Annotated in this window: 23 protein-coding genes and 1 rRNA gene (1 of these 24 running past the window's edge); 20 read left to right on the top strand and 4 right to left on the bottom strand. The window is 60.3% G+C overall.

The window, feature by feature from the left end; all coding sequences use genetic code 11:
- From CXQ82_RS00685 to CXQ82_RS00670, 3 genes are all read right to left on the bottom strand, one after another.
- Positions 1 to 614: ribosomal RNA gene (locus tag CXQ82_RS00685) — 16S ribosomal RNA — on the bottom strand (it extends 923 nt beyond the left edge of the window).
- Positions 615 to 1,244: 630 nt separating this feature from the next.
- Complete coding sequence (locus CXQ82_RS00675) at positions 1,245 to 2,465, bottom strand: CaiB/BaiF CoA-transferase family protein (RefSeq protein WP_101265231.1); 1,221 nt, start codon at positions 2,463 to 2,465, stop codon at positions 1,245 to 1,247.
- Between the two features lie 13 nt (positions 2,466 to 2,478).
- On the bottom strand, positions 2,479 to 3,660 hold the full coding sequence (locus tag CXQ82_RS00670; protein WP_101265229.1) for an acyl-CoA dehydrogenase: 1,182 nt from the start codon (positions 3,658 to 3,660) through the stop codon (positions 2,479 to 2,481).
- A gap of 156 nt (positions 3,661 to 3,816) precedes the next feature.
- On the opposite strand from CXQ82_RS00670, the gene CXQ82_RS00665 reads away from it, so the two are divergent.
- From CXQ82_RS00665 to CXQ82_RS00565, 20 genes are all read left to right on the top strand, one after another.
- On the top strand, positions 3,817 to 4,716 hold the full coding sequence (locus CXQ82_RS00665) for a LysR family transcriptional regulator (RefSeq protein WP_177409878.1): 900 nt from the start codon (positions 3,817 to 3,819) through the stop codon (positions 4,714 to 4,716).
- Between the two features lie 451 nt (positions 4,717 to 5,167).
- A complete protein-coding gene (locus CXQ82_RS00660; protein ID WP_101265225.1) occupies positions 5,168 to 6,289 on the top strand; it encodes a Re/Si-specific NAD(P)(+) transhydrogenase subunit alpha in 1,122 nt (373 codons plus the stop codon).
- Positions 6,290 to 6,304: 15 nt separating this feature from the next.
- Positions 6,305 to 6,625, top strand: a complete 321-nt coding sequence (locus CXQ82_RS00655) for an NAD(P) transhydrogenase subunit alpha (RefSeq protein WP_003187417.1) — start codon at positions 6,305 to 6,307, stop codon at positions 6,623 to 6,625.
- Complete coding sequence (locus tag CXQ82_RS00650) at positions 6,625 to 8,061, top strand: NAD(P)(+) transhydrogenase (Re/Si-specific) subunit beta (protein WP_101265223.1); 1,437 nt, start codon at positions 6,625 to 6,627, stop codon at positions 8,059 to 8,061. Before CXQ82_RS00655 ends, CXQ82_RS00650 begins: the two co-directional genes overlap by 1 nt.
- Positions 8,062 to 8,240: 179 nt before the next feature.
- Entirely contained in the window at positions 8,241 to 9,734 is a 1,494-nt protein-coding gene (locus CXQ82_RS00645) for an acetyl-CoA hydrolase/transferase family protein (protein WP_101265221.1), read from the top strand.
- Between the two features lie 318 nt (positions 9,735 to 10,052).
- Positions 10,053 to 10,268 carry a DUF1127 domain-containing protein gene (locus CXQ82_RS00640; protein ID WP_032885015.1) on the top strand — a complete coding sequence of 72 codons (216 nt, stop codon included), beginning with the start codon at positions 10,053 to 10,055 and terminating at the stop codon, positions 10,266 to 10,268.
- Positions 10,269 to 10,528: 260 nt separating this feature from the next.
- Positions 10,529 to 10,714, top strand: a complete 186-nt coding sequence (locus CXQ82_RS00635; RefSeq protein WP_101265219.1) for a DUF1127 domain-containing protein — start codon at positions 10,529 to 10,531, stop codon at positions 10,712 to 10,714.
- Positions 10,715 to 10,851: 137 nt separating this feature from the next.
- On the top strand, positions 10,852 to 11,172 hold the full coding sequence (locus CXQ82_RS00630; protein ID WP_101265217.1) for a DUF2388 domain-containing protein: 321 nt from the start codon (positions 10,852 to 10,854) through the stop codon (positions 11,170 to 11,172).
- 102 nt (positions 11,173 to 11,274) lie between these two features.
- Positions 11,275 to 11,583 (top strand): DUF2388 domain-containing protein, encoded by a 309-nt coding sequence (locus CXQ82_RS00625; RefSeq protein ID WP_101265215.1) that lies wholly within the window; start codon positions 11,275 to 11,277, stop codon positions 11,581 to 11,583.
- A gap of 39 nt (positions 11,584 to 11,622) precedes the next feature.
- Complete coding sequence (locus tag CXQ82_RS00620) at positions 11,623 to 11,943, top strand: DUF2388 domain-containing protein (protein WP_027608008.1); 321 nt, start codon at positions 11,623 to 11,625, stop codon at positions 11,941 to 11,943.
- Entirely contained in the window at positions 11,940 to 13,901 is a 1,962-nt protein-coding gene (locus CXQ82_RS00615; RefSeq protein ID WP_101265213.1) for a DUF4105 domain-containing protein, read from the top strand. Before CXQ82_RS00620 ends, CXQ82_RS00615 begins: the two co-directional genes overlap by 4 nt.
- A 375-nt stretch (positions 13,902 to 14,276) precedes the next feature.
- The gene (locus CXQ82_RS00605; protein ID WP_101265208.1) at positions 14,277 to 15,584 is read left to right on the top strand and encodes a CitMHS family transporter; all 1,308 of its coding nucleotides are present in this window, start codon (positions 14,277 to 14,279) and stop codon (positions 15,582 to 15,584) included.
- Between the two features lie 68 nt (positions 15,585 to 15,652).
- A complete protein-coding gene (locus tag CXQ82_RS00600; RefSeq protein ID WP_101265206.1) occupies positions 15,653 to 16,420 on the top strand; it encodes a TerC family protein in 768 nt (255 codons plus the stop codon).
- A 211-nt stretch (positions 16,421 to 16,631) separates the two neighbouring features.
- Positions 16,632 to 18,290, top strand: coding sequence for a Na/Pi cotransporter family protein (locus CXQ82_RS00595; RefSeq protein ID WP_101265204.1), 1,659 nt, complete (start codon positions 16,632 to 16,634; stop codon positions 18,288 to 18,290).
- Positions 18,291 to 18,347: 57 nt separating this feature from the next.
- Positions 18,348 to 19,733 carry a pitrilysin family protein gene (locus tag CXQ82_RS00590; protein WP_101265202.1) on the top strand — a complete coding sequence of 462 codons (1,386 nt, stop codon included), beginning with the start codon at positions 18,348 to 18,350 and terminating at the stop codon, positions 19,731 to 19,733.
- 68 nt (positions 19,734 to 19,801) lie between these two features.
- Complete coding sequence (locus CXQ82_RS00585; RefSeq protein WP_101265200.1) at positions 19,802 to 20,833, top strand: DUF5924 family protein; 1,032 nt, start codon at positions 19,802 to 19,804, stop codon at positions 20,831 to 20,833.
- A 54-nt stretch (positions 20,834 to 20,887) separates the two neighbouring features.
- A complete protein-coding gene (locus CXQ82_RS00580; protein ID WP_101265198.1) occupies positions 20,888 to 22,036 on the top strand; it encodes an ABC transporter permease in 1,149 nt (382 codons plus the stop codon).
- Positions 22,033 to 22,836 (top strand): ABC transporter ATP-binding protein, encoded by an 804-nt coding sequence (locus tag CXQ82_RS00575; RefSeq protein WP_101265196.1) that lies wholly within the window; start codon positions 22,033 to 22,035, stop codon positions 22,834 to 22,836. The genes CXQ82_RS00580 and CXQ82_RS00575 overlap by 4 nt, the downstream gene beginning before the upstream one ends.
- A 1-nt stretch (position 22,837) precedes the next feature.
- Positions 22,838 to 23,776 carry an MlaD family protein gene (locus tag CXQ82_RS00570; RefSeq protein ID WP_101265194.1) on the top strand — a complete coding sequence of 313 codons (939 nt, stop codon included), beginning with the start codon at positions 22,838 to 22,840 and terminating at the stop codon, positions 23,774 to 23,776.
- Complete coding sequence (locus tag CXQ82_RS00565) at positions 23,773 to 24,384, top strand: ABC-type transport auxiliary lipoprotein family protein (RefSeq protein ID WP_101265191.1); 612 nt, start codon at positions 23,773 to 23,775, stop codon at positions 24,382 to 24,384. The genes CXQ82_RS00570 and CXQ82_RS00565 overlap by 4 nt, the downstream gene beginning before the upstream one ends.
- Before the next feature lie 105 nt (positions 24,385 to 24,489).
- Here the strand turns inward: CXQ82_RS00565 and CXQ82_RS00560 are convergent, their stop codons facing one another.
- Positions 24,490 to 25,719 carry a nucleoside recognition domain-containing protein gene (locus CXQ82_RS00560; protein WP_101265189.1) on the bottom strand — a complete coding sequence of 410 codons (1,230 nt, stop codon included), beginning with the start codon at positions 25,717 to 25,719 and terminating at the stop codon, positions 24,490 to 24,492.
- Positions 25,720 to 25,763 lie beyond the last annotated feature (44 nt).

Here is a 25,763-nt window from a genome sequence, read left to right as displayed (position 1 = left end):
GAGCCCGGGGATTTCACATCCAACTTAACAAACCACCTACGCGCGCTTTACGCCCAGTAATTCCGATTAACGCTTGCACCCTCTGTATTACCGCGGCTGCTGGCACAGAGTTAGCCGGTGCTTATTCTGTCGGTAACGTCAAAACAATCACGTATTAGGTAACTGCCCTTCCTCCCAACTTAAAGTGCTTTACAATCCGAAGACCTTCTTCACACACGCGGCATGGCTGGATCAGGCTTTCGCCCATTGTCCAATATTCCCCACTGCTGCCTCCCGTAGGAGTCTGGACCGTGTCTCAGTTCCAGTGTGACTGATCATCCTCTCAGACCAGTTACGGATCGTCGCCTTGGTGAGCCATTACCTCACCAACTAGCTAATCCGACCTAGGCTCATCTGATAGCGCAAGGCCCGAAGGTCCCCTGCTTTCTCCCGTAGGACGTATGCGGTATTAGCGTCCGTTTCCGAACGTTATCCCCCACTACCAGGCAGATTCCTAGGCATTACTCACCCGTCCGCCGCTCTCAAGAGAAGCAAGCTTCTCTCTACCGCTCGACTTGCATGTGTTAGGCCTGCCGCCAGCGTTCAATCTGAGCCATGATCAAACTCTTCAGTTCAAACATCTTTGGGTTTTTAAGAAACCCTAAACTTGGCTCAGCAATCGTTGGTTACATCTTTGATTTCTCGCGGAGTAACTTGTGATGCTGATAATCTTGTTGACTATCAGTCTGACTCCACAAGCACCCACACGAATTGCTTGATTCAGTTGTTAAAGAGCGGTTGGTTAAGATCTTTCGTCTCAACCGAGGCGCGCATTCTACAGCAGCCTCATTTGCTGTCAAGTGATTATTTTCAGAAGTTTTCGAAGAATTCTTCAACAACTTCAACCACTTGCGCTTCCGATCTCTCGTTAGCGGGAGGCGAATTCTACAGCGTTACACGCTGCTGTCAACACCTCTTTTTCTCCGCTTTCGACCGAGAAGATCGAAACGTTAATAGAGCCAAACAACACCGCTCTACCAACTCCTTCTGGGCTTCGATGAACTGAAGCAACTCGCTGTCGAATCCTGCATAACTACTTGTTTACCAAGGAGTTTTCCGTTTCGACTGCGCCGGAAGTGGGGCGAATTATAGGCTTCCAGAATCTGCCGTCAACCCTTGATTTGGTTTTTCTATCAATTAGTTTCAATTGATTAAAAAACCACCAAGCCCACCTCTCATATATGCCTCTATATAGAAGAAACGGTTCAAATAACTCCCGCCTCTTTCAAAGCAACCACATTCGCCTCCCCCAACCCCAACACATCCTTTAGCACCAGAGCCGTATGCTCCCCTAATAGAGGCGGAGCACTTCGGTACTCCACTGGCGTCTTGGATAACCGAATCGGGCTGGCAACCTGAGGCACCATCCCCGCCAAAGCGTGAGGCAATTCCATCGCCAAGCCACGCGCCTTGACCTGCGGGTCGGCAAACACCTGCGCCAGATCATTGATCGGCCCACACGGCACACCCACCCGCTCCAGCAACGACACCCACTCAGCCGTGGTCTTGAACACCGTAGCCTGACGAATCAACGGAATCAGCTCCGCACGATTGGCCACCCGCATCGTATTAGTGAAGAACCGCGGATCGTCTGCCCAGTGCGGCTGCCCAGCCGCTTCGGCGAACTTGCGAAACTGCCCGTCATTGCCCACCGTCAGGATAAAGTCGCCATCCGCCGTAGGAAAATCCTGGTAAGGCACGATATTCGGATGAGCATTGCCAAGGCGCTTTGGCGGTGCCCCCGTTGTCAGGTAATTCATCGCCTGGTTGGCCAGGCAAGCCACCTGCACATCCAGCAGCGCCATATCGATATGCTGGCCGCCACCGTCATGATCCCGATGCGCCAGTGCCGCCAGGATCGCCACGGCCGAATAAAGCCCGGTGAGAATGTCCGTCAAGGCCACTCCAACCTTCACTGGCCCAGCGCCGTCGTCACCCTCTGGCCGACCGGTCAGGCTCATGAGCCCACCCAACCCTTGAATCATGAAGTCGTAGCCGGCGCGAGCCGCATAGGGCCCCGTCTGACCGAACCCGGTGATCGAGCAGTAGATCAACTCAGGATTGATCTCTTTCAGCGACTCATAGTCCAGCCCATACGCCGCCAGGCCACCGACCTTGAAGTTCTCGATCAGAATGTCTGACTTGGCCGCCAGGTCACGTATCAGCTTCTGCCCCTCCGGCCGTGTGAAGTCGATAGTCACCGACTCCTTGTTGCGATTGGCCGAGAGGTAATACGCCGCCTCACTGGTGTTCTCGCCATAGGCGTCCTTGAGGAAGGGCGGCCCCCAGGCACGCGTATCATCCCCCTTGCCCGGCCGCTCGACCTTGATCACCTCAGCCCCAAGGTCCGCCAGTATCTGGCCCGCCCAAGGGCCCGCGAGTACTCGCGATAAATCCAGTACCCGCAGATGCGATAGCGCGCCCATGCCCATGCTCCTATTAATAGAAGGCCTGAAGACCGGTTTGCGCGCGCCCAAGAATCAAGGCATGCACGTCATGGGTACCTTCATAGGTATTCACCACTTCCAGGTTGACCAGGTGCCGCGCCACGCCGAACTCATCGGAAATACCGTTACCCCCCAACATGTCCCGCGCCATGCGGGCGATATCGAGGGACTTGCCGCACGAGTTGCGTTTCATGATCGAAGTGATCTCGACGGCCGCTGTACCCTCATCCTTCATCCGCCCGAGGCGCAGGCAACCTTGCAGGGCCAGGGTGATTTCGGTCTGCATGTCGGCCAGCTTCTTCTGGATCAACTGGGTAGCCGCCAACGGACGCCCGAACTGCTGACGATCGAGGGTGTATTGGCGCGCGGTATGCCAGCAGGCCTCGGCAGCGCCCAGCGCACCCCAGGAAATACCGTAGCGTGCCGAGTTGAGGCAAGTGAAAGGCCCCTTCAAGCCGCGCACATCCGGGAAAATGTTCTCTTCCGGGACAAAAACGTTGTCCATGACGATTTCACCGGTGATGGAAGCGCGCAGGCCGACCTTGCCGTGAATCGCCGGGGCGCTCAGGCCTTTCCAGCCTTTCTCCAGGACAAACCCACGGATATCGCCCGCATCATCCTTACCCCACACCACAAACACATCGGCGATCGGGCTATTGGTGATCCACATCTTGGCGCCAGTCAGGCTGTAGCCGCCATCCACCTTGCGTGCACGGGTAATCATCGCGCCAGGGTCAGAACCATGGTCAGGCTCTGTAAGACCAAAGCAACCGATCCACTCACCCGAAGCCAGCTTGGGCAGGTACTTCTGCTTCTGAGCCTCAGTGCCGAACTCGTTGATCGGCACCATGACCAGTGACGACTGCACACTCATCATCGAACGGTAACCCGAGTCGATGCGCTCCACTTCACGCGCAATCAGCCCGTAGCTGACGTAGTTCAAGCCGCTGCCACCGTATTGCTCGGGGATCATCGCCCCCAGCAGGCCGGTTTCACCCATTTCGCGGAAAATCGCAGGGTCGGTCTTTTCATGGCGGAAGGCTTCGAGCACGCGGGGCGCCAACTTGTCCTGGGCGAATTGCTCAGCAGTGTCGCGCACCATGCGCTCTTCTTCGGTGAGCTGTTGATCCAGCAGCAGTGGGTCGATCCAGTTGAAGGTTGCCTTGCCAGCCATGAATAAGTCCTCGTTCAGAAAGCAGAAGTCGTGCAAGGAGCCTAGGCCGGGCGAACGCAGAGGGCAAACGAGGTTTCTGCATAGGGTTGTGCTAATTTCTCACTTCGAAATGATTCAGAAGGGCGCAGACGCGCTTTATCAGTGAGTACACGGTACATGCGCAGAAAAATCCCCAGCACCACTGCCCTTATCAGTTTTGAGGCCGCGGCCCGCCACGAGAGCTTTACCAAGGCGGCACACGAGCTTTCCATCACCCAGGGCGCTATCTGCCGACAGATCGCCAGCCTGGAGGAGTTTTTGAGTGTCGAGCTGTTTCGACGCTCCCGTCGCGGGGTGAAGCTGACGGAAGCCGGGCTGTCGTATAGCCGTCGCGTCGCCACTCAACTGGACGCAGTGGAGCGTGACACCTTGTCGGTGATGGGGCAGCAGGGCACTAACGTGATCGAACTGGCGGTGGTTCCGACCTTTGGTACCCAATGGCTGATACCCCGCCTCAAGGACTTCCAGCGCCAGCACCCTGAGGTCACCGTCAACCTCACTAACCGAACGCGCCCGTTCCTGTTTGCCGACACCGAATTCGACGCCGCGATCTACTTCGGCGATGCCGACTGGTCCGGTACCGAATCCCACCGACTGATGGGAGAAAACCCTGTCCCCGTGTGTAGTCCGCACCTATTGGGCCACCGCACGTCGTTCAGCCCTCCGGAGATCGCAGAGTTGCCATTGCTGCAGCAAACCACTCGGCCCTATGCGTGGCGCCAGTGGTTCAACGCCCAACAGCTGAGCGTACCGCGCGACATGACAGGCCCTCGTTACGAGCTATTCTCGATGTTGTCCCAAGCGGCCATGCATGACATGGGTATTGCCCTGATCCCACCGTTCCTTATCCAGCGTGAGCTGGAGGAGAAGCGCCTGGTGATCGCAAGCCCCGAAGCACTGAACAGTTCGAAGGCCTATTACCTGATGATTCCCGAGAGAAAAGTCGAATCCGCGTCATTGCGCGCCTTCAGGGACTGGCTGGTCGACCAGTCGCAGCGCTACAGCCCAGCTAAATAAAGGCCAATGGCACTTATTGACCTTGTAGTCAGGTAAATTTTAATCCTACAGATATACGTATATGTCGCCTTTAAGCAGACTGTACTTATTGAGCAAAAATACGGCTTAAAGCCATGATTCATGTGGCTTGCAGCGACTACCACCGGTCAATACGCGACTATTCACACAGGCGATGGCGAAAGGCAGGGAAAACCCCTATAGCCCTTTAAACACCTGTATTTAAAGAGGTTATTTCCAAGCATTGCGACAATCAGTCACAGGGTGACTTGTAGTTAATTTTTCGTCACCCGTCATAATCCCTTGAAGGCCGTAAAGTTCGCCTGCAAAATGCCGCGCCCCGCTGTCATTTCGGCGGGATCGTGCTGATCGGCCGCCCCAGCTGCGCCACCCACGGTGCACTGGCCTTTTTACAAAAAGATCAAAAGCAAAAAGATCATGCAGGAGATTTGACGTGCACATTGGTGTTCCTCTCGAAACCCAGACCGGTGAAACGCGGGTGGCTGCCACCCCGGAAACCATCAAGAAGCTGATCGGCCAGGGCCATAAGGTCACTGTACAAAGCGGTGCAGGCCTCAAAGCCAGCGTCGTCGACAGTGCCTATGAAACGGCAGGCGCGACCATTGGCAGCGCCAACGATGCATTTGGCGCCGAGCTGATTCTCAAGGTGGTTGCCCCCAGCGACAGCGAACTCGCGCTGATCAAAAGCGGCACTGTGTTGGTGGGCATGCTCAATCCGTTCAGCAACGAAACCATTGCCAAGCTGGCCGCGCAGGGCATCACTGCCTTTGCACTCGAAGCCGCGCCACGCACCTCGCGAGCGCAGAGCCTGGATGTGCTGTCGTCGCAGGCCAACATTGCCGGTTACAAAGCCGTGCTGCTCGCCGCTCATCACTACCCGCGCTTTATGCCGATGCTGATGACCGCCGCCGGTACCGTTAAGGCCGCGCGCGTGCTGATCCTCGGCGCTGGTGTTGCTGGCCTGCAAGCGATTGCCACGGCGAAACGCCTGGGTGCCGTGATCGAAGCGTCTGACGTACGCCCGGCGGTAAAAGAGCAGATCGAATCCCTCGGCGCCAAGTTCGTCGACGTGCCTTACGAAACCGATGAAGAGCGTGAATGCGCCGTCGGCGTCGGCGGCTACGCGCGCCCCATGCCCACCAGTTGGATGCAGCGCCAGGCCCTGGCCGTGCACGAGCGCGCCAAACAAGCCGACATCGTGATCACCACTGCGCTGATTCCCGGCCGTAAAGCACCGACCCTGCTCAGCGCCGAAACCGTCGCGCAGATGAAACCTGGCTCGGTGGTGATCGACCTCGCCGCAGCCCAAGGCGGCAACTGCCCGCTGACCGTGGCCGATGAAACCGTCGTGGAAAACGGCGTGATCATCTGCGGTCCGACCAACCTGGCCGGTGCCGTCGCAGCCGACGCGTCAGCCTTGTATGCGCGCAACCTGCTGGACTTCCTGAAGCTGGTCTTCAACAAGGAAGGGCAGTTTGAACTCAACCTCGAAGACGACATCGTCGCCGCGTGCCTCATGTGCCGCGACGGCCAAGTCATCCGCAAAAACGCCTAAGCAGGGATTCAGACGATGGAAGAGCTTATCTCCCCCGGTATCTACAACCTGATCATCTTTGTGCTGGCGATTTATGTCGGTTACCACGTGGTCTGGAACGTTACACCCGCGCTGCACACGCCGTTGATGGCGGTGACCAACGCGATTTCAGCAATCGTGATCGTCGGCGCCATGCTGGCCGCTGCGCTCACCGTCACCCCGCTGGGCAAGACCATGGGCACCCTGGCCGTGGCCCTGGCAGCCGTGAACGTGTTCGGCGGTTTCCTGGTGACTCGTAGGATGCTGGAGATGTTCAAGAAGAAAGCCCCGAAAGTAAAAGAAGAGGCGCCGAAGTAATGAGCATGAATCTGGTTACGACGCTCTACTTGATCGCGTCGATCTGCTTTATCCAGGCCCTTAAAGGCCTGTCGCACCCCACCACGTCGCGGCGCGGCAACCTGTTCGGCATGCTCGGCATGGCGCTGGCGGTGCTCACTACCGTGGGCCTCATCTATAAGCTTGGGGCTGAGCTGGCGACTGCCGGCATTGGCTACGTGATTGTTGGCCTGCTGGTCGGCGGCACCGCCGGTTCGATCATGGCCAAGCGCGTAGAAATGACCAAGATGCCTGAGCTGGTCGCCTTCATGCACAGCATGATCGGCCTGGCAGCGGTGTTCATTGCGATTGCCGCCGTGGTCGAACCGCAATCCCTGGGCATCGTCAAACATCTGGGCGACGCGATTCCTGCGGGTAACCGCCTGGAGTTGTTCCTCGGCGCAGCCATCGGCGCCATCACCTTCTCCGGTTCGGTGATTGCGTTCGGCAAGCTGTCGGGCAAGTACAAGTTCCGCCTGTTCCAAGGCGCACCGTTACAGTTCGGCGGCCAGCACAAGCTGAACCTGGTGCTCGGCCTGCTGACCCTCGGTCTCGGCCTGGCGTTTATGTTCACCGGTAACCTGACCGCCTTCGCCCTGATGCTGGCTCTGGCCTTCGTGCTGGGCGTGCTGATCATCATCCCGATCGGCGGCGCCGACATGCCGGTAGTGGTATCGATGCTTAACAGCTACTCCGGCTGGGCTGCAGCGGGGATCGGTTTCTCGCTGAACAACTCGATGCTGATCATTGCTGGCTCCCTGGTGGGCTCCAGCGGCGCGATCCTGTCGTACATCATGTGCAAGGCGATGAACCGTTCCTTCTTTAATGTACTGCTCGGCGGTTTCGGCAATGCGCCGGATGCCGGTGCTGCGGCGGGCTCTAAAGAAGCACGCCCGGTGAAGTCCGGTTCGGCTGATGACGCGACCTTCCTGCTGACCAACGCCGATACGGTGATCATCGTTCCTGGCTACGGCTTGGCGGTGGCACGGGCGCAGCACGCGCTCAAGGAACTGACAGAGAAGCTCACCCACCACGGCGTGACCGTGAAGTACGCGATCCACCCGGTGGCAGGCCGCATGCCCGGCCATATGAACGTCCTACTGGCCGAGGCAGAAGTGCCCTACGACCAGGTGTTCGAGATGGAAGACATCAACTCCGAATTCGGCCAGGCCGACGTGGTACTGGTGCTCGGCGCGAACGACGTGGTCAACCCGGCCGCCAAGAACGACCCGAACTCGCCGATTGCCGGCATGCCGATCCTCGAAGCGTTCAAGGCCAAGACCATCATCGTCAACAAGCGCTCGATGGCCAGTGGTTATGCCGGTTTGGATAACGAACTGTTCTACCTGGACAAGACCATGATGGTCTTTGGTGATGCCAAGAAGGTCATCGAAGACATGGTCAAGGCCGTCGAATAACACTGCTTCAGCGCAATACCCGAAACCCCGGCCTCGCGTAGGCTGGGGTTTTTTATTCCTTCATGAAACCCGACCAAAGGCTCTAAATCGCTGCTCGGCATTCGACCATGGTAGCGGGCCGAAATTTTTTGAAATCACTACACTGCCCACCTTGCTTCCGTAGCCTGAGATAACAATTCATGTACCGTGATCGTATCCGCTTGCCTTCGTTGTTGAACAAGGTCATGAGCGCGGCAGACGCCGCCGCACTGATCGAGGACGGCATGACCGTCGGCATGAGCGGCTTCACCCGTGCCGGTGAAGCCAAGGCCGTCCCCCACGCCCTGGCCGAACGCGCCAAGACTTCGCCGCTGAAAATCACCTTGATGACCGGCGCCAGCCTGGGCAATGACCTGGACAAGCAACTGACAGAAGCCGGCGTGCTGTCGCGCCGCATGCCATTCCAGGTCGACAGCACCTTGCGCAAGGCGATCAACGCCGGCGAAGTGATGTTTATTGACCAGCACCTGTCGGAAACCGTCGAGCAACTGCGCAACAACCAGCTCAAGCTGCCGGACATCGCCGTGATCGAAGCCGTTGCGATCACCGAGCAAGGGCACATCGTGCCGACCACCTCCGTGGGTAACTCGGCCAGCTTCGCGATTTTCGCCAAGCAGGTGATCGTCGAGATCAACCTGGCGCACAACCCGAACCTGGAAGGGTTGCACGACATCTATATCCCGACTTACCGCCCAACCCGTACGCCGATCCCACTGGTCAAAGTCGACGACCGCATCGGCAGTACCGCGATCCCGATCCCGCCGGAAAAGATCGTCGCCATCGTGATTACCAACCAGGCCGACTCGGCCTCCACGGTAACGCCGCCTGACGCCGATACCCAAGGCATCGCCAACCACCTGATCAACTTCCTCAAGCAGGAAGTGGACGCCGGGCGCATGACCAACAAGCTCGGCCCGTTGCAGGCCGGGATCGGCAACATCGCCAACGCGGTGATGTGCGGCCTGATCGAGTCGCCCTTCGAAAACCTGACCATGTATTCGGAAGTGCTGCAGGATTCGACCTTCGACCTGATCGACGCCGGCAAACTGAGCTTCGCCTCGGGCAGCTCGATCACCTTGTCCGAGCGACGCAACGCCGATGTATTCGGCAACCTGGAGCATTACAAGGACAAGCTGGTGCTGCGCCCGCAGGAAATCTCCAACCACCCGGAAGTGGTGCGGCGCCTGGGCATCATCGGTATCAACACCGCGCTGGAGTTCGATATCTACGGCAACGTCAACTCTACCCACGTCTGCGGCACGCGGATGATGAACGGCATTGGTGGCTCCGGGGATTTCGCGCGCAACGCGCACCTGGCGATCTTCGTCACCAAGTCGATTGCCAAAGGCGGTGCGATTTCCAGCGTGGTGCCGATGGTCAGCCACGTGGACCACACCGAGCATGACGTCGACATCCTGGTAACCGAAGTCGGCCTGGCCGACCTGCGTGGCCTGGCACCCCGCGAGCGGGCGCGGGTGATCATCGACAACTGTGTGCACCCGGCCTACCGCGATGCCCTGAACCGTTACTTCAACGAAGCCTGCGCCATCGGCGGGCATACCCCGCATATCCTGCGTGAAGCCCTGAGTTGGCACATCAACCTGGAAGAAACCGGGCATATGCTCAAGGCTTGATTGATACAGATCCGAGCTGATGCAAACACAGTTTCATCAGCTTGGCGGTATCGCTCGAAGTTTTTGAAAAAACTGTACTGCTGTACCGGTCATTTCCTACTGTAATATCCTACACATCTAACCAAAACCGCCTATTTCGCACTGTTTCAGTGCGGACAGGTACAGTTGCCCCAATTTCGTACAGTACAGCCCCTTTAAACAGTTAACTGGCCCCTCACAATACAGGTGAACTGTATCTAGAGAGTCTTGCGCCGGAGGAGGATCATTGGCATCAGTTAAACCACTACCTAATCCCGCCACAAGCGGAAGGATGTCATCATGGAACGTACACTCAGTTCCGAACTGTTCTTCGAAGAAAAAGCTGTAAACACCCAGGCTTCCATGCCTTTGCGCGTTCTCGCCAACCTGATGTTGTGGCAGCGCCGCATCTCCAGCCGCCACCAACTGGCTCGCCTGGATTCGCGTCTGCTGGCTGACGCCGGTATCAGCGAAGCTCAACGCTACGAAGAGCTGAGCAAGCCGTTCTGGCGCTAATTGGCGCTCGCTGGCCCTGACCCAACGGGTCCACTGCCAGCACTGATTTGTCAAAACAAAGCCCGCCCCGGGTAACCGGAGGCGGGCTTTGTTGTTTCCGAGATCCGGGTTTTCAGCGATTGAACAGTAGCCGTTCGTAACAACCGGTACAGTTTAAAAAACAAAACAGTTAAACAGTACAATTTAACTCTGGTGTATCTGTAACGGTCAAAGCCGCTCGCCCAAGATGGTGTACCAAGACCTCATGAAAGGCTCTCACCATGGCTATCCAACTCACTCTGCACAGGCGATTGTTACGCAGCACGCTCTCCCTGCTGGCCAAATGGGCGCGCCACGCCTACGAAAGACGCCAGCTGGCGCAGCTGGATCCGCGCGAACTGTCCGACCTCGGCATCAGCCACGGCGAGCGGATGACGGAATTGGCCAAGCCGTTCTGGCGTGACTAGGCAGTCAAGAGGCTATCCGAACGGATAAGCGGCGGCTTAATATCCAACCCACCACGTGGCGAACCGCGTAGAGCATGCGTCTGATCCTCAATGGCTGACCTGCGCCGCCTTATCCGTTCATCTACAGGAGTCACTCCATGTCCCGTCTTCGCCTGCTCAGCGCCGCCACTCTGTTGGCCCTGGCTGCCAACGTCAACGCGACGAGCTTCATCGTGACCACCGACTCTATCGTCGGTGCGCTGAAAGCCACTTCCGACGCCACCTCCGATGCCACGTCCTCCCTGCGTGACAACAAAGTCGTGCGCGCCGCCCGTGACGACGCCGCCAGCTTTGTCGCCAGCCAAGGCGCCATTCGTGGCGTGAAGCTGGAAAGCGCGCTGGCCCAGATCCGCCAGCAAGCGCCACAACTGAACACCGCGACTGACGCACAACTGGCCCAGGCCATCCTGGCCATCTGACCCGAAGCGCGTCAGGGCGCGCCGGCCGCTCCCTGACACCTTCACTGGCTCTCGCCCGGGCATTGCGCTAGCCTTGGCGCTCGTTTTCAGTTGTCGAGTCCCATGGCTTTTTCATACCGTCTATTAATCGGCCCTGTGTTGTTTTTTGCCTGCGGGTCGCCAATGGCTTTGGCCTTTGACCTGACCACCCAGAGCACCGTCGCGAGCGCGTACGCCACCAGCAAGGTGACCTCCGCGCCCTTTGACCGGAAAGTGATCGTGGCGGCCCGGGATGACGCGGCCACGTTCATCGCAACTGGCGGTGAATGGCGCGGAGCACGGTTGGAATCGGCACTGGATTACCTGCGCCGCACCCAACCAAAACTTAACGCCAGCGACCTTGAACTGGCGCAGGCAATTCTCGTCCAATAATCATCTTCGTATTTCCATCTTTGTCTTTGGAGTTATTCCATGCGTAGCCCGCTGATCGCCGCCACCCTAGGCCTGCTATTGTTGGCCGACGTTGCCCAGGCACACACCCTGGTGGCCACCAGTAACATCATTGTTCGCGCCTCTGGCCGCACCATTGATTTCACCTCGGACACCACCACTTCCATCCGCGACTCCAAGGTCGTGCGTGAAGCCCACGATGACGCCGCCAGTTTCGTCGCCACCAACGGTGAAATCCGCGGTGCGCAACTGGAAGCGGCCTTCGACACCCTGCGCACCCGCCTGCCGGAAGCCCGCGACGCCAGCGACCAGACCCTCGCCGAAGCTATCCTCGCGCTGTGAGGCGCCTTACCGCCTGGCTCTTGGCCGGGACTGTGCTGCTGTGTGCGAGCGCAGCCCAGGCCAGCCTGCAACTGCGGCTCAAGCCCGATGGCTTGAGCCCGGCGGAACAGCATGCCAGCCAGGCATTGCTCGATGAAGCGATGCGCTCACTGCCGCCGCGCTTTATCGAACAGCTGGACCGCACCATCGATGTCGGCTGGACCGACAAGATGCCCGAGAACGCCTACGGCCAGGCCTCCCTGGTGTCCGAACTGGACCTCAACCGCAACCTGCTCGCCAGCCTGACCGACGGCAGTGCCGCCACCCGGAAAACCAATCGCCCCCACGGCACCGTGCGCCGGGAAATGCTCGCCACCGTGCTGCATGAACTGACCCACATTTATGACCGTGCGCGCTTGTGGCCCAAGGACGAGCGCGCGCTGATCAATCGTTGCAGCCGCCAGAACAACATCACCGGCCTGATCGGCCTGCCCGACCAATGCCGTGGCCAGAACGACCGGCGCTTCACCCTCAGTGACGACCCGCGCCTGCTGGACCTCGCCGGTTGGCCGCAATATGTCGGCCGTCGTGGCGAACGCGAACAGCACAACCGCCAGATCGCGCGCAGCCCGGATATCTACGAAACCACCAGCCCGCTGGAATTCGTCGCGGTCAACATGGAGTACTTCCTCCTCGACCCAAGCTACGCCTGCCGGCGCCCCGCGCTGTTCCGCTATTACCAGGAACACTTCGGCTGGGCCCCGCCCGACCAAGACACCTGCGCCAAGAGCTACGCGTTCCTCAACGCCGGTAATGATTTCGCCAAGACGCCCCTGGGCCATGTCGACCCGGAGCGCGTCTACGAAATCGACTACCTGCTGGCCGAAGCCAACCAGAACCTGGTAAGCCGCTGGGGCCACAGCATGCTGCGCCTGGTGATCTGCGCGCCGGGCCGCCCGCGTGGCCCGGATTGCCGGCTGGACCTGGACCAGCACCTGGTGTTGTCCTACCGCGCGTTTGTCGGTGACGTACAACTGTCGAGCTGGGATGGCCTGGTGGGCAAATACCCATCACGCCTGTTTGTACTGCCGCTGGCCCAGGTGATCGACGAATACACCAAGACCGAACTGCGCGGCCTGGCGTCGGTGCCATTGAAACTGACGCGCCAGGAAATCAACGACACCGTCGAGCACGCCGCCGAAATGCACTGGAGCTACGACGGCAGCTACTTCTTCCTGTCCAACAACTGTGCCGTCGAAAGCCTGAAACTGTTGCGCAGCGGCAGCGCCAACCCGCAACTGACCGGGCTGGACAACATCACCCCCAATGGCCTGCTCGAAGTGTTACAAGCCCGTGGGTTGGCGGATACCAGCGTACTCAATGACAAACGCGAGGCGTTGCGCCTGGGTTACCACTTCGACTCGTTCCGCGAACGCTACCAGGCGATGTTCGATGTGCTGCGCAAACACCTGCCGATCAAACAGACCCAGGTCGAAGACTGGCTGTCCCTGAGCGCCGCAGAGCGCCGCCAATGGTTCGACCAGGCCGACCTGCGCACCAGCGCCGCATTGTTGCTGCTGGAGCAGGCGAGCTTTCGCAAACAGTTGATGCTGGCCCAGGACGAAGTGAAGCAACGCTACCTCGGGGCCCGCGAGCTGAAAAACGGCGGCATGGAGAAGGCCAACGCCACGCTGCAACAGATCCTCGCCAACAGCGGGTTCCTCAGCCGCCCGGCAGAACTGCTCGGCAGCGGCGGCTACGGCCTGCCGCAAGCGTCGGAGTCCGAGCGCCTGGAATCGGAAAGCGCCGAGCGCCAGAAGCAGCTGCAATCGCTGACCGGCGAGCTGGATAAAGAGGTGAGGGCGCTGCTGGACCCGTCCCGCGCTGCCGAGATTGCTGCCTGTGAAGCCAACCTCAAGCAAGTCGGCGAGCATTTGCGCAAGCTGCACAAGGCAGCGGGCGGCCTCGAGCTGCCCTGACGCCTACGTCTAAACACAATCCAAATGTGGGAGCGGGCTTGCCCGCGAAAGCGGACTGGCAGTCGATGCATCATCAACTGGCAGACTGCATTCGCGAGCAAGCCCGCTCCCACATTTTGATCTACATACATCCAACGACCGCGTGTCGGCCTTCATCATCGGTTTGGCCGGCGAAAGCTGGCTGAAAGCTTCCCCGTCTAGGATCGCCCCCACTGCCGGCAACAGACCGGCCGTTAACAACAACAATGGTGATCCTGATGTCCGCTCGTACCCGCCTGTTTGCCCCAACTCCACCCGTACGCCTCGTGCCTTTCGTTCTGCGCTGACCCCTCCCGGTTCGCCATTCCCTAGCCGCGCTACGCCTGGAGTATTCCTATGCTGACTTTCCTTGGCTTTGCCATGGTCATCACGTTCATGTATCTGATCATGACCAAGCGCCTGTCCGCGCTGATCGCGTTGATCATTGTGCCGATCCTGTTCGCCCTGTTTGGTGGCTTTGCACCGGAGATCGGCCCGATGATGCTCGCGGGCATCACCAAGCTCGCGCCGACCGGCGTGATGCTGATGTTCGCCATCCTCTACTTTGCCCTGATGATCGACTCCGGCCTGTTCGACCCGGCTGTGCGCAAGATCCTCAAGATGGTCAAGGGCGACCCGCTGAAAGTCTCAGTCGGTACAGCCGTGCTGGCCCTGGTGGTGTCCCTCGATGGCGACGGCGCCACCACCTACATGATCTGCGTGGCGGCGATGCTGCCGCTGTACCAGCGTATCGGCATGAGCCCGCGGATCATGGCCGGCCTGATCATCCTCGCCGGCGGCGTGATGAACATGACGCCGTGGGGTGGCCCGACCGCCCGCGCGGCCAGTGCGTTGCATGTGGACCCGTCGGACATCTTCGTACCGATGATCCCGGCCATGGCTGCTGGTGTGGTGGCAATCCTGGTAATCGCCTACATGTACGGCAAGCGCGAACGTGCGCGCCTTGGCGAACTGCACCTGCAAGGCGATGACGTCGATCACAGCGAAATCAGCGTGTCGCAATTCCCGGACGCCCGCCGTCCAAAGCTGATCTGGTTCAACGGCGCCCTGACCTTCGTCCTGATGTGCGCCCTGATCGCCGGCCTGTTGCCGCTGCCGGTGCTGTTCATGGTGGCGTTCAGTATCGCGATGATCGTCAACTACCCGTGCCTGCAAATGCAGAAAGACCGCGTCGCCGCCCACGCCGGCAGTGTACTGGCGGTTGTAGGGTTGATCTTCGCTGCGGGTATCTTCACCGGCATTCTGTCGGGCACCGGCATGGTCGATGCCATGTCCAAGAGCCTGCTGACCGTCATCCCCGATGCGATGGGCCCTTACCTGGCCGTGATCACCGCGCTGGTGAGCATGCCGTTCACCTTCTTCATGTCCAACGATGCGTTCTACTATGGCGTACTGCCGGTACTCGCTGAAGCCGCCAGCCACTACGGCATCAGCGCCGTGGAAATGGCCCGCGCCTCCATTGTCGGCCAGCCCGTGCACTTGCTCAGCCCGCTGGTACCCTCGACCTATCTGCTGGTAGCCCTGGCCGGTATCGAATTTGGCGATCACCAGCGCTTCACCCTGAAGTGGGCAGTACTGGTGTGCCTGTGCATAATGTTCGCCGCGTTGCTGATGGGGATTTTTCCGCTGTTCAGCACTCTATAATCGTACCGACTCACTCACCGCGCGGCGCTGCAGCTTGCGCGGTTTAACACTCGCTCAAAGGAATACACATGGAATGGCTGACCAATCCGGAAATCTGGATTGCCTTCTTCACCCTGACGGCTCTCGAGATCGTCCTGGGCATCGATAACATCATCATGATTTCGATCCTGGTCAGCCGCATGCCCAAGCATATGCAGGCGCGCACCCGGATCTTCGGCCTGGCGCTGGCCATGGTCACGCGAATCCTGTTGCTGCTGTCGATCACTTGGGTCATGCAACTGACCGCCGACCTGTTCGTGGTCTTCAGCCAGGGCATTTCCGGCCGCGACCTGATCCTGTTCTTCGGTGGCCTGTTCCTGCTGTGGAAAAGCTCCCAGGAGATGTACCACGCCCTGGAAGGTGAAAACGAAACCAACGACGCGCCGAAGGGCGCCGGTGGCAAGTTCATCTACACCATCATCCAGATCGCCATCATCGACATCGTGTTCTCCCTGGACTCGGTGATCACCGCCGTGGGCATGGTTTCCCATGTACCGGTCATGGTCGCTGCGATCGTGGTTGCGGTGCTGGTGATGATGCTGGCTGCCGGCACCATCAGCGAATTCATCGACAAGCACCCTTCGCTGAAGATGCTCGCGCTGTCGTTCCTGCTGGTAGTCGGTACCGTGCTGATCGCCGAATCCTTCGATGTGCACGTGCCAAAAGGCTACGTCTACTTCGCCATGGCGTTCTCGCTGGCGGTGGAAGCGGTGAACATCAAGATGCGTACGGCCATCGCGAAAAAGAAGAAACAGCAGGACCCTGTGAAACTGCGCAAGGACATTCCGGGTCAATAAACCTGACCCGCTGCTGAAAAGGGGCTCTCGAGCCCCTTTTTTTCATCCGCAAAAAGCTGATTTCATGACAGTTTTGTTTCAATCCCAACTTCAGCTATGCGATGCTGGCGCAGAGCCCATTCGCCAACTACAGCTTAACTACAAGACGTAGAACGGCACGCGGCAACTTTCCTTCGCTCCTTTTGGAGCGCACCCACACGGGGGGCCGAGCATGCTGACCTTGCTCAATCTGCTTTCCGCCGTGACCCTGCTTATCTGGGGCACGCACATCGTCCGTACCGGCATCTTGCGGGTCTACGGCTCCAACTTGCGCCACGTCATCGGGCAGAACATGTCCAAACGCTGGCTGGCCTTTGTCGCCGGTATCCTGGTGACCGCCATGGTGCAGAGCAGCAACGCCACAGCGATGCTGGTGACCTCCTTCGTCGGCCAAGGCCTGATGGGCCTGATGCCCGCCCTGGCGACCATGCTCGGTGCCGACGTCGGTACCGCGCTGATGGCGCGGGTGCTGACATTCGACCTGTCCTGGCTGTCGCCGCTGCTGATCTTCCTCGGGGTGATCTTCTTCCTCTCGCGCAAACAGACGCGGGCAGGGCAGTTGGGGCGCGTGGGAATCGGCCTGGGGCTGATCATTCTCGCCTTGCAACTGATTGTTGAAGCCGCCGGGCCGATCACCCACGCCCAAGGCGTGAAAGTACTGTTCGCCTCGTTGACCGGCGACATCCTGCTCGACGCCCTGGTCGGCGCCTTGTTCGCGATGATTTCCTACTCCAGCCTGGCCGCCGTCCTGCTCACGGCAACCCTGGCCGGCGCCGGTGTGATTGGTTTGCACGTGGCCATCGGCCTGGTGATTGGCGCCAACATCGGCAGCGGCGTGCTGGCCTTTCTCAGCACCAGCATGCAAAACGCCGCCGGGCGCCAAGTGGCATTGGGCAGCCTGCTGTACAAATTGATCGGCCTGCTGCTGATCATCCCGGTGCTCGACCCACTCGTACGCTGGATGGACGGTTTGGACTACAGCACTCAAGGCATGGTCATTACCTTCCACCTGCTCTACAACGTCAGCCGCTGCCTGATCCTGCTACCCACCATCGGCCCCATGGCCCGCCTGTGCGCCTGGTTGCTGCCGGAGCGCGAGGAGGTCAACGGCAAAGCCAAGCCGCGCCACCTGGACCTCGCCGCACTGACCACGCCAAGCCTGGCGCTGGCCAACGCCGCGCGGGAAACCCTGCGCCTGGGCGACCTGATCGACAACATGCTCACTGCCATGCAGGAAGTGCTGCGCGGCAAACAAACCGCCATCACCCAGGAAATGCGCAGCCTCAGCGATGACGTCGAAGCCCTCTACAGTGCGATCAAGCTCTACCTGGCACAGATGCCCCGCGAAGACCTCAGCGAACAGGACAGCCGCCGCTGGGCCGAAATCATCGAGCTGTCGATCAACCTGAAACTCGCCGGTGACCTGATCGAACGTATGCTGCGCAAGGTCCAGCAGCAGAAAACCTCCCAGCGCCGGCAGTTTTCCGAAGTGGGCCTGGAAGAACTCAGCGGCCTGCACAGCCAACTGATCGCCAACCTGCGCCTGGGGTTGTCGGTATTCCTCAGCGCCGACCCGGAAAGCGCACGCCAATTGCTGCGTGAGAAGCGCCGCTTTCGCGCCCAGGAACGGCGGCTGGCCCACGCCCATGTGAGCCGCCTGCAACGCAAGATCGTACAGAGCCTGGAGACCAGTTCTCTGCACCTGGAGCTGATTGCCGACATGAAACGCCTCAACTCGTTGTTTTGTAGCAGTGCTTATGTAGTGTTGGAAACGTCTGACACCGGCGCGCTCTCCGCCGAAGATATTGCCGACATCACGCATTCACCCTGAACGGATGATGGCCCGTGAAGTCAGTTAAAACTGACCTCACTCGCCAGGAAGCTAGTTATGCGTCGCCTGTTATTCGCTTGCCTGCTCATAGGCTCGGCTCACACCTTTGCCTTTGACCGCCTGCAAGTCGAGGGCTACACCTTGCCCAACGGCCTGCAATTGCTGCTCAAACCGGGGACCGAGCGCGGGCACGTGGCTATCCGCCTGGTCGTGGGCGTAGGCCTGGATGACTTCAGTTGCGCTGAAAAAGAGTTGCCGCACCTGCTCGAGCACTTACTGTTCAGTGGCATCGACGGCGGCGGCGAAGGCGACCTGGAAGACCGCATGCAAGCCCTCGGCGGCGAGTGGAACGCCTACACCAGCAATGCCGACACCACCTTTGTGATCGAAGCACCTGCGCAAAACCAGCGCAAGGTGCTCGACCTGCTGCTGGCCATCATCACCCGCACCGAGCTTACCGACGCCAATATCAACGCGGCCAAACGGGTGGTCGAGCGCGAAGACGGTGGCCACTACTCGCACCTGCAACGCCTGCTCGACCGCCAGGACCTGGGCCACACCGCCAGCAATCAATTGGCCATCGAGCTGGGGCTCAAATGCGCCGAGCGCGCCGAGGTCGATCACCTGACCCGCGACCAGTTGGATAAGCTGCGCAAGAACTGGTACGCCCCCAACAACATGACCCTGATCATCGTCGGCGACCTCGACAAACTGTTGCCGGCTTATCTGGAACGCACCTACGGCCAACTCGACCCGGTAGAGCCCACAGAGCACCCGGCGCTGCCGGACATCCAGCGCGCCGCCGCCGGCCATCGCGAGCTGATCCACGGCTGGGTCGGCGACAGCGCCAAGCTGCACTGGCTGTTCCCCGAGCCAATGCTGGACGACCAGCACGATGAAACCTATGACCTGCTCAAGGACTACCTGGACTGGGCGCTGTACCGCCAACTGCGCCTGCAGCACGGTTTGTCCTACGGCCCTTGGAGCGAACGCGAAGTACTCGGCGGCGTCGGTTTCCTCAGCCTGAATGCCGACCTTGAGCGGGAAAACCTCCCCGAAGCCGAACAGGTGCTACAAGACCTCAAGGCCCAACTGCTCAAGGATGGCCTCGACCCGGCCGTATTCGCCCGCCTGCAGCAAGCCGCCATCGCCCGCCAGGCGTGGGCCGTGCAGGGCAACAGCGCGCTGGCCGACTATTATTGGAGCGCCGCGGGCGACTACAACAACGGCCACTTCAGCGACCCGGCCAAACGCATCAAGGCGGTCAAACTGGAGCAGGCCAACGTGGCCATGCGCGAGGTGTTCAAGCAACCGGGTTACTGGCGCATCGAAAAGCCGCTGCTGAGCTACGACATGCTGAGCTGGATCGGTGCCGGCGTACTCGGTCTGATCGCCATTGTGTTGATCGGCGTGCGGGTTTATCGCAAACCGATCGCGCGATGACGCCCCGGACACCGGGCTAAGGCGTTATTCTATTTAGGATTTTTCCCACGACTATTGCGAACCGCCGAATGCAAAACCTGACCCGCTTAATCACCCGCGTCCTCGAATTGATGAAGCGCTACCCAGGGGTGATTGCACTCGGCGGTTTCATTTCGGGCGTGTGCAGCTTCATTCTGGTGGACCGCCAGCAGGGCATGGCCAGCTGGATCGCGGTGATCATGCTGGTGAGCTGGCTGTGGTTGATGCTGGAGAACAGCTTTACGCAGTTGTTCACCAAAGTGTTCAAGCGGGAAATCCCCGAACCGCTGTTGCGCTACGCGACCCAGATGATCCACCAGGAGAGTCTGTTTTTTGTGTTGCCGTTCTTTTTCGTCACCACCGCCTGGAACAGCGGCCAATCGGTATTCACCGGTTTGCTAGGCGCCGCCGCGCTGGTGTCGATCACCGACCCGCTCTACTACAAGTGGCTGGCGCCCAAGCGCTCACTGTTCCTCGCCCTGCACACCCTGACGCTGTTCGCCGCGCTGCTCACTGCGCTGCCGATCATCCTGCACCTGACCACCGCCGAGAGCTACAAACTCGCCCTCGGCGTGGCCATGGCGCTGTCGATTCCAAGCCTGGCGGTGAGTTTGCCGCTGCGCAGCATCAAAGGTTGGGCGATGCTGCTGGGGGTCACGGCCGCCATTGGCTGCGCCGGTTGGTTCCTGCGCAGTTGGGTGCCGCCGGCCACTCTGTGGATGACCGAAGTGGCCATCAGCACCCAGTTGCAGGACCGCACGCCGGGCGACGACCTCAAGGAAGTCACCGCCGCCCAACTGCGCAGCGGCGGGCTGTATGCCTACACCGCAATTAACGCACCGCGCGGGCTGGATGAGCGGATCTACCATGTGTGGAAATTCAACGGCAAAGAGGTCGACCGTATCGCCCTGGATATCCACGGCGGGCGCAAAGAAGGCTATCGCGCCTGGACCCACAAACAGAACTTCCCGGCCGACGCCGTGGGCCGCTGGCAGGTGCGGGTGTTGACCGAAGATGGGCAGGTGATCGGCGTGCTGCGCTTCAAAGTGACGGACTCAGCACAAACGGACAATCCAAAGTAGGCCGGATCGTGCTATTACGTAGGAATTGTGGATAGCCAGACAAGCTCGGAGCTTATGACCAGTAGCACTACGGCCGGCGCCGCCCAACTCGATACATCCTCCACCCCTCCGTTGCTCAGGATTACGGGGGACTGGACGCTTGCCCACTACGCCAGCCTGAAGAAGCTGTCGGACAAACTCGACGGCCAATACGACGCCGGCGCCCGCATCGACCTCAATGGCCTCGGTGCTCTGGATACCGCCGGTGCGTCGCTGCTGGTGGAGTTGCTGGGGCCGACCCGTATCGAGCAATCCGCCGAACAGACCGATTGCAGCCTTTCGGCCGCTGACCGCGCGCTGCTCAAGACCGTCTACCGCTCTCTCAACGATTTTTGCGTGCCGGAAAAAGCCCCCGAAGAAGCCACCGGCATCCAGGTGCTGGCCCGCATCGGGCGGGCAGTGGACACGGTGTGGCAGGACAGCAAGAAACTGCTGGGCTTTATCGGCCTGATCCTCGAAACCTTCGCCCGCGGTATTTTCCGGCCCAAACGCTGGCGCCTGACGCCGATGGTTGCGCACCTGGAGCAGGTCGGCCTCGATGCCGCCCCCATCGTGGCGTTGCTGACCTTTCTGGTGGGCGCGGTGGTGGCCTTCCTCGGCGCTACAGTGCTCAAAAGTTTCGGCGCAACGATTTTCACCGTGGACCTGGTCGCGTTCTCTTTCCTACGGGAATTTGGCGTATTGCTCACCGCGATCCTGATCGCCGGCCGCACCGCCAGTGCCTTTACCGCACAAATTGGCTCGATGAAGGCCAACGAAGAAATCGACGCGATCCGCACGTTGGGCCTGGACCCGATGGAGCTGCTGGTACTGCCACGCGTGTTGGCGCTGTTGGTGGCGCTGCCGATGCTGACCTTCCTGGCGATGCTTTCGGGGATTATCGGCGGTGGGGTGGTGTGTGCCGTGGCGCTGGATATTTCGCCAGCGATGTTTCTGTCGCTGCTGCAATCGGACATCGGCGTGCAGCACTTCCTGGTGGGCATGGTTAAAGCGCCGATCTTTGCCTTCCTGATTGCCGCCATCGGCTGCCTGGAAGGCTTCAAGGTCAGCGGCAGTGCCGAATCGGTCGGCGCCCACACCACCTCCAGCGTGGTGCAATCGATCTTTGTGGTGATCGTGCTGGACGCGGTCGCCGCGCTGTTCTTCATGGAGATGGGCTGGTGAGTCGCTTACACCGTGCGCCCGCCGAGGCGGTGATTGAGGTGCGGGGCCTGTGCAATCGCTTTGGTAAACAGAGCGTGCACGAGAACCTCGACCTGGACTTGTACAAGGGCGAGATCCTCGCCGTGGTCGGCGGCTCCGGCAGCGGCAAGTCGGTGCTGTTGCGCAGCATCGTCGGCCTGCGCCGGCCCAGCGAAGGCGAAGTGCGGGTGTTCGGCAAGAACCTGCCGAACCTGTCGGAACATGAACGCTCGCTGGTGGAACGGCGCTTCGGCGTGCTGTTCCAGAAGGGCGCGCTGTTTTCCTCGCTGACCGTAACCGAGAACGTCGCACTGCCGCTGATCGAACACGCCGGCCTCAGCCGCCGCGATGCCGAGCACCTGGCGGCAGTCAAACTGGCCCTGGCCGGGCTGCCGCTGTCGGCCGCCGACAAATACCCGGCGTCGCTGTCCGGCGGCATGATCAAGCGCGCCGCCCTGGCCCGTGCGTTGGCCTTGGACCCGGACATCCTGTTTCTCGACGAACCCACCGCCGGCCTCGACCCGATTGGCGCGGCGCAATTCGATCAACTGATCCTGACCCTGCGCGACGCGCTGGGCCTGAGCGTGTTCCTGGTCACCCACGACCTCGACACGCTGTACACCATCACCGACCGTGTGGCAGTGCTGGCGCAGAAAAAAGTACTGGTGGCCGATGCCATCGATGTCGTCTCGGAAACCGACGACGCCTGGATCCACGAATATTTCCACGGCCCCCGGGGCCGCGCGGCATTGGATGCCGCTCAACCGCTCAACGAGGTATGACATGGAAACCCGAGCCCATCATGTGATGATCGGTCTGTTCAGCGTAATCGTGGTGGTCGGCGCCATGCTGTTTGGCCTGTGGCTGGCCAAATCCAGCGTCGACAGCGCCTTCCAGGATTACGAAGTGATCTTCAACGAGGCGGTCAGCGGCCTGTCCCAAGGCAGCTCGGTGCAGTACAGCGGGATCAAGGTGGGCGATGTCATCAGCCTGAGCCTGGACCCCAAGGACCCACGCCGCGTACTGGCGCGCATCCGCCTGGCCGGGCAGACACCGATCAAGGAAGACACCCAGGCCAAGCTGGCGCTGACCGGCATCACCGGCACGTCGATCATCCAGCTCAGTGGCGGCACCCCGCAAAGCCCGGAACTGAAGGGCAAGGACGGCAACCTGCCGCAGATCATCGCCTCGCCATCGCCCATTGCGCGGCTGCTGAACAACAGCAACGACCTGATGACCGGGATTAACCTGCTGCTGCATAACGCCAACCACATGTTTTCTTCGGAGAACGTCGACCGCCTGAGCAAGACCCTGGACAACCTGCAACAAACCACCGGCGCCATCGCTGACCAGCGCGGCGATATCAAGGTGGTGATGCAACAACTGATGCAGGTGAGCAAACAGGCGAGCGCCGCCCTGGAGCAAACCACCACACTGATGCGCAACGCTAACGGCCTGCTCAACGACCAAGGCAAGCAGGCCTTCGGCAGTGCGGAACAGGCGATGAAATCCCTCGAACAAAGCACCGCGACCATCAACACCTTGCTGACAAACAACAAGGACTCGGTGAACAGCGGCATGCAGGGCCTCAACGAACTGGCGCCGGCGGTGCGTGAACTGCGCGAAACCCTGGGTTCGCTGCGCGCCATCTCCCGCCGCCTGGAAGCCAACCCCAGCGGTTACCTGCTGGGCAGCGACAAGAACAAGGAGTTCACGCCATGAAGCGTGCTTACCAAATGATCGCCCCGGTGGCCCTGGCCCTGATCAGTGCGTGCTCGATCCTGCCCAAGGCCGACCCTTCGGACGTGTATCGCCTGGCATCCGCCCAACCTGCCGGCCAGGGCACCGCCGTGGCCTGGTCGCTGCGCGTGAACAAACCACAGACCAGCGAGTTTCTCGACAGCCCGCGCATTGCCGTGGTGCCCAATGGCGACCTGATCAGCAGCTATGCCAACTCCCGCTGGAGCGATCCAACCCCTGTGCTGCTGCGCAACCGTTTCATGGATGGCTTCCAACGTGATGGCCGGGTGACGCTGCTGAGTACCGATGACACCAACCTGCAGGCCGACTATGAGCTGGGTGGGCAGTTGCAGGCGTTCCAGAGTGAATATCACGGCAGTGCAGTGGAGGTGGTGCTTCGCCTCGACGCGCGGTTAGTGCGTGGGAGTGATCAGCGGATTGTGGCCAGCCGGCGGTTTGAGGTGAGGCAGCCGGTACGCGACACCAAGGTGCCGGCGGTGGTTGCCGGGTTTGGGCAGGCGGGGGATCAGTTGAATAGGCAGGTGGTGGATTGGGTGGTGCAGCAGGGCAATATCACTGCGAAACGCTGAGGGCCTCTTCGCGAGCAAGCCCGCTCCCACATTTTGACCGAGTTTATCCTGACGAAATGCGGTCAAAATGTGGGAGCGGGTTTGCTCGCGAAAGCGGTGTCAGCCTTAACCAAAGAACCAGTAGCACACCGCAATCGCCGCCACCACACCAGCCAATTCCGCCAGCAATGCACACCCAACCGCATGCCGCGCGCGCTGGATACCCACCGAGCCAAAGTACACCGCCAATACATAAAAGGTGGTTTCCGTACTGCCCTGAATCGTCGCGGCCACCAACGCCGGGAAGCTGTCCACGCCCTGGGTCTGCATGGTCTCGATCAGCATTGCCCGCGCAGCACTGCCGGAGAATGGCTTGACCATCGCGGTCGGCAACGCATCCACAAAGCGTGTATCCAGGCCGGTCCAGGCCACCACATGGCGAATCCCTTCGAGGCCGAAGTCCAACGCCCCCGAAGCGCGCAACACGCCCACGGCGCAGAGCATCGCCACCAGGTACGGCAGCAGGTTCTTGGCAACGTCAAAACCTTCCTTGGCGCCTTCGACAAACGCCTCGTACACCTTGACCTTGCGCAGCGCGCCGATCACCAGGAACAGCATGATCAGCCCAAACAGCGTGAGGTTACCCAGGATCGACGACAGCCCGGCCAGTGCCGTGGCCGACAGGGTGGCCAGCAGCGCCATAAAGCCGCCCAGCACCAATGCACCTGGCACCAGATAGGCCAGCACCACCGGGTCCCACAGCCGCAGGCGCTGCATCACCGCCACCGACAGCAGGCCCACCAGAGTCGACGCACTGGTTGCCAGCAGGATCGGCAAAAACACCAAGGTGGGGTCGGGCGCGCCTTGCTGGGCGCGGTACATGAAGATGGTCACCGGCAGCAGCGTCAAGGACGACGCGTTGAGCACCAGGAACAGGATCTGGGCGTTGCTCGCGGTGTTGGGGATGGGGTTGAGTTCCTGCAGCGCCTTCATGGCCTTCAGGCCGATAGGCGTCGCGGCGTTGTCCAGGCCCAGGCCGTTGGCAGCGAAGTTGAGGGTGATCAAGCCGATGGCGGGGTGGCCCGGCGGCACTTCCGGCATCAGGCGCAGAAACAGCGGGCCGAGTGCCTTGGCCAGCCAGTCGACGATACCGGCTTTTTCGGCGATGCGCAGAAAGCCCAGCCACAACGTCAGGGTGCCGAACAGCAGCACCATCACTTCCACCGACAATTTGGCCATGGCGAAAATACTTTCCACCATCGCCGCAAAAATCCCGGCGTTACCGCCGACCAGCCATTGCACCAGTGCTGACACCATTGCCACGACAAAGAAGCCAAGCCACAGGCCATTGAGCATCAGTTAAATCCCCCGAAAGATGGGGCGAATGATAGCGGGGCTGG

It is taken from the genome of Pseudomonas sp. S09G 359, assembly GCF_002843605.1.
In the GTDB taxonomy this organism is placed as follows: domain Bacteria; phylum Pseudomonadota; class Gammaproteobacteria; order Pseudomonadales; family Pseudomonadaceae; genus Aquipseudomonas.
This window is presented reverse-complemented; position numbering and strand designations above follow the sequence as displayed.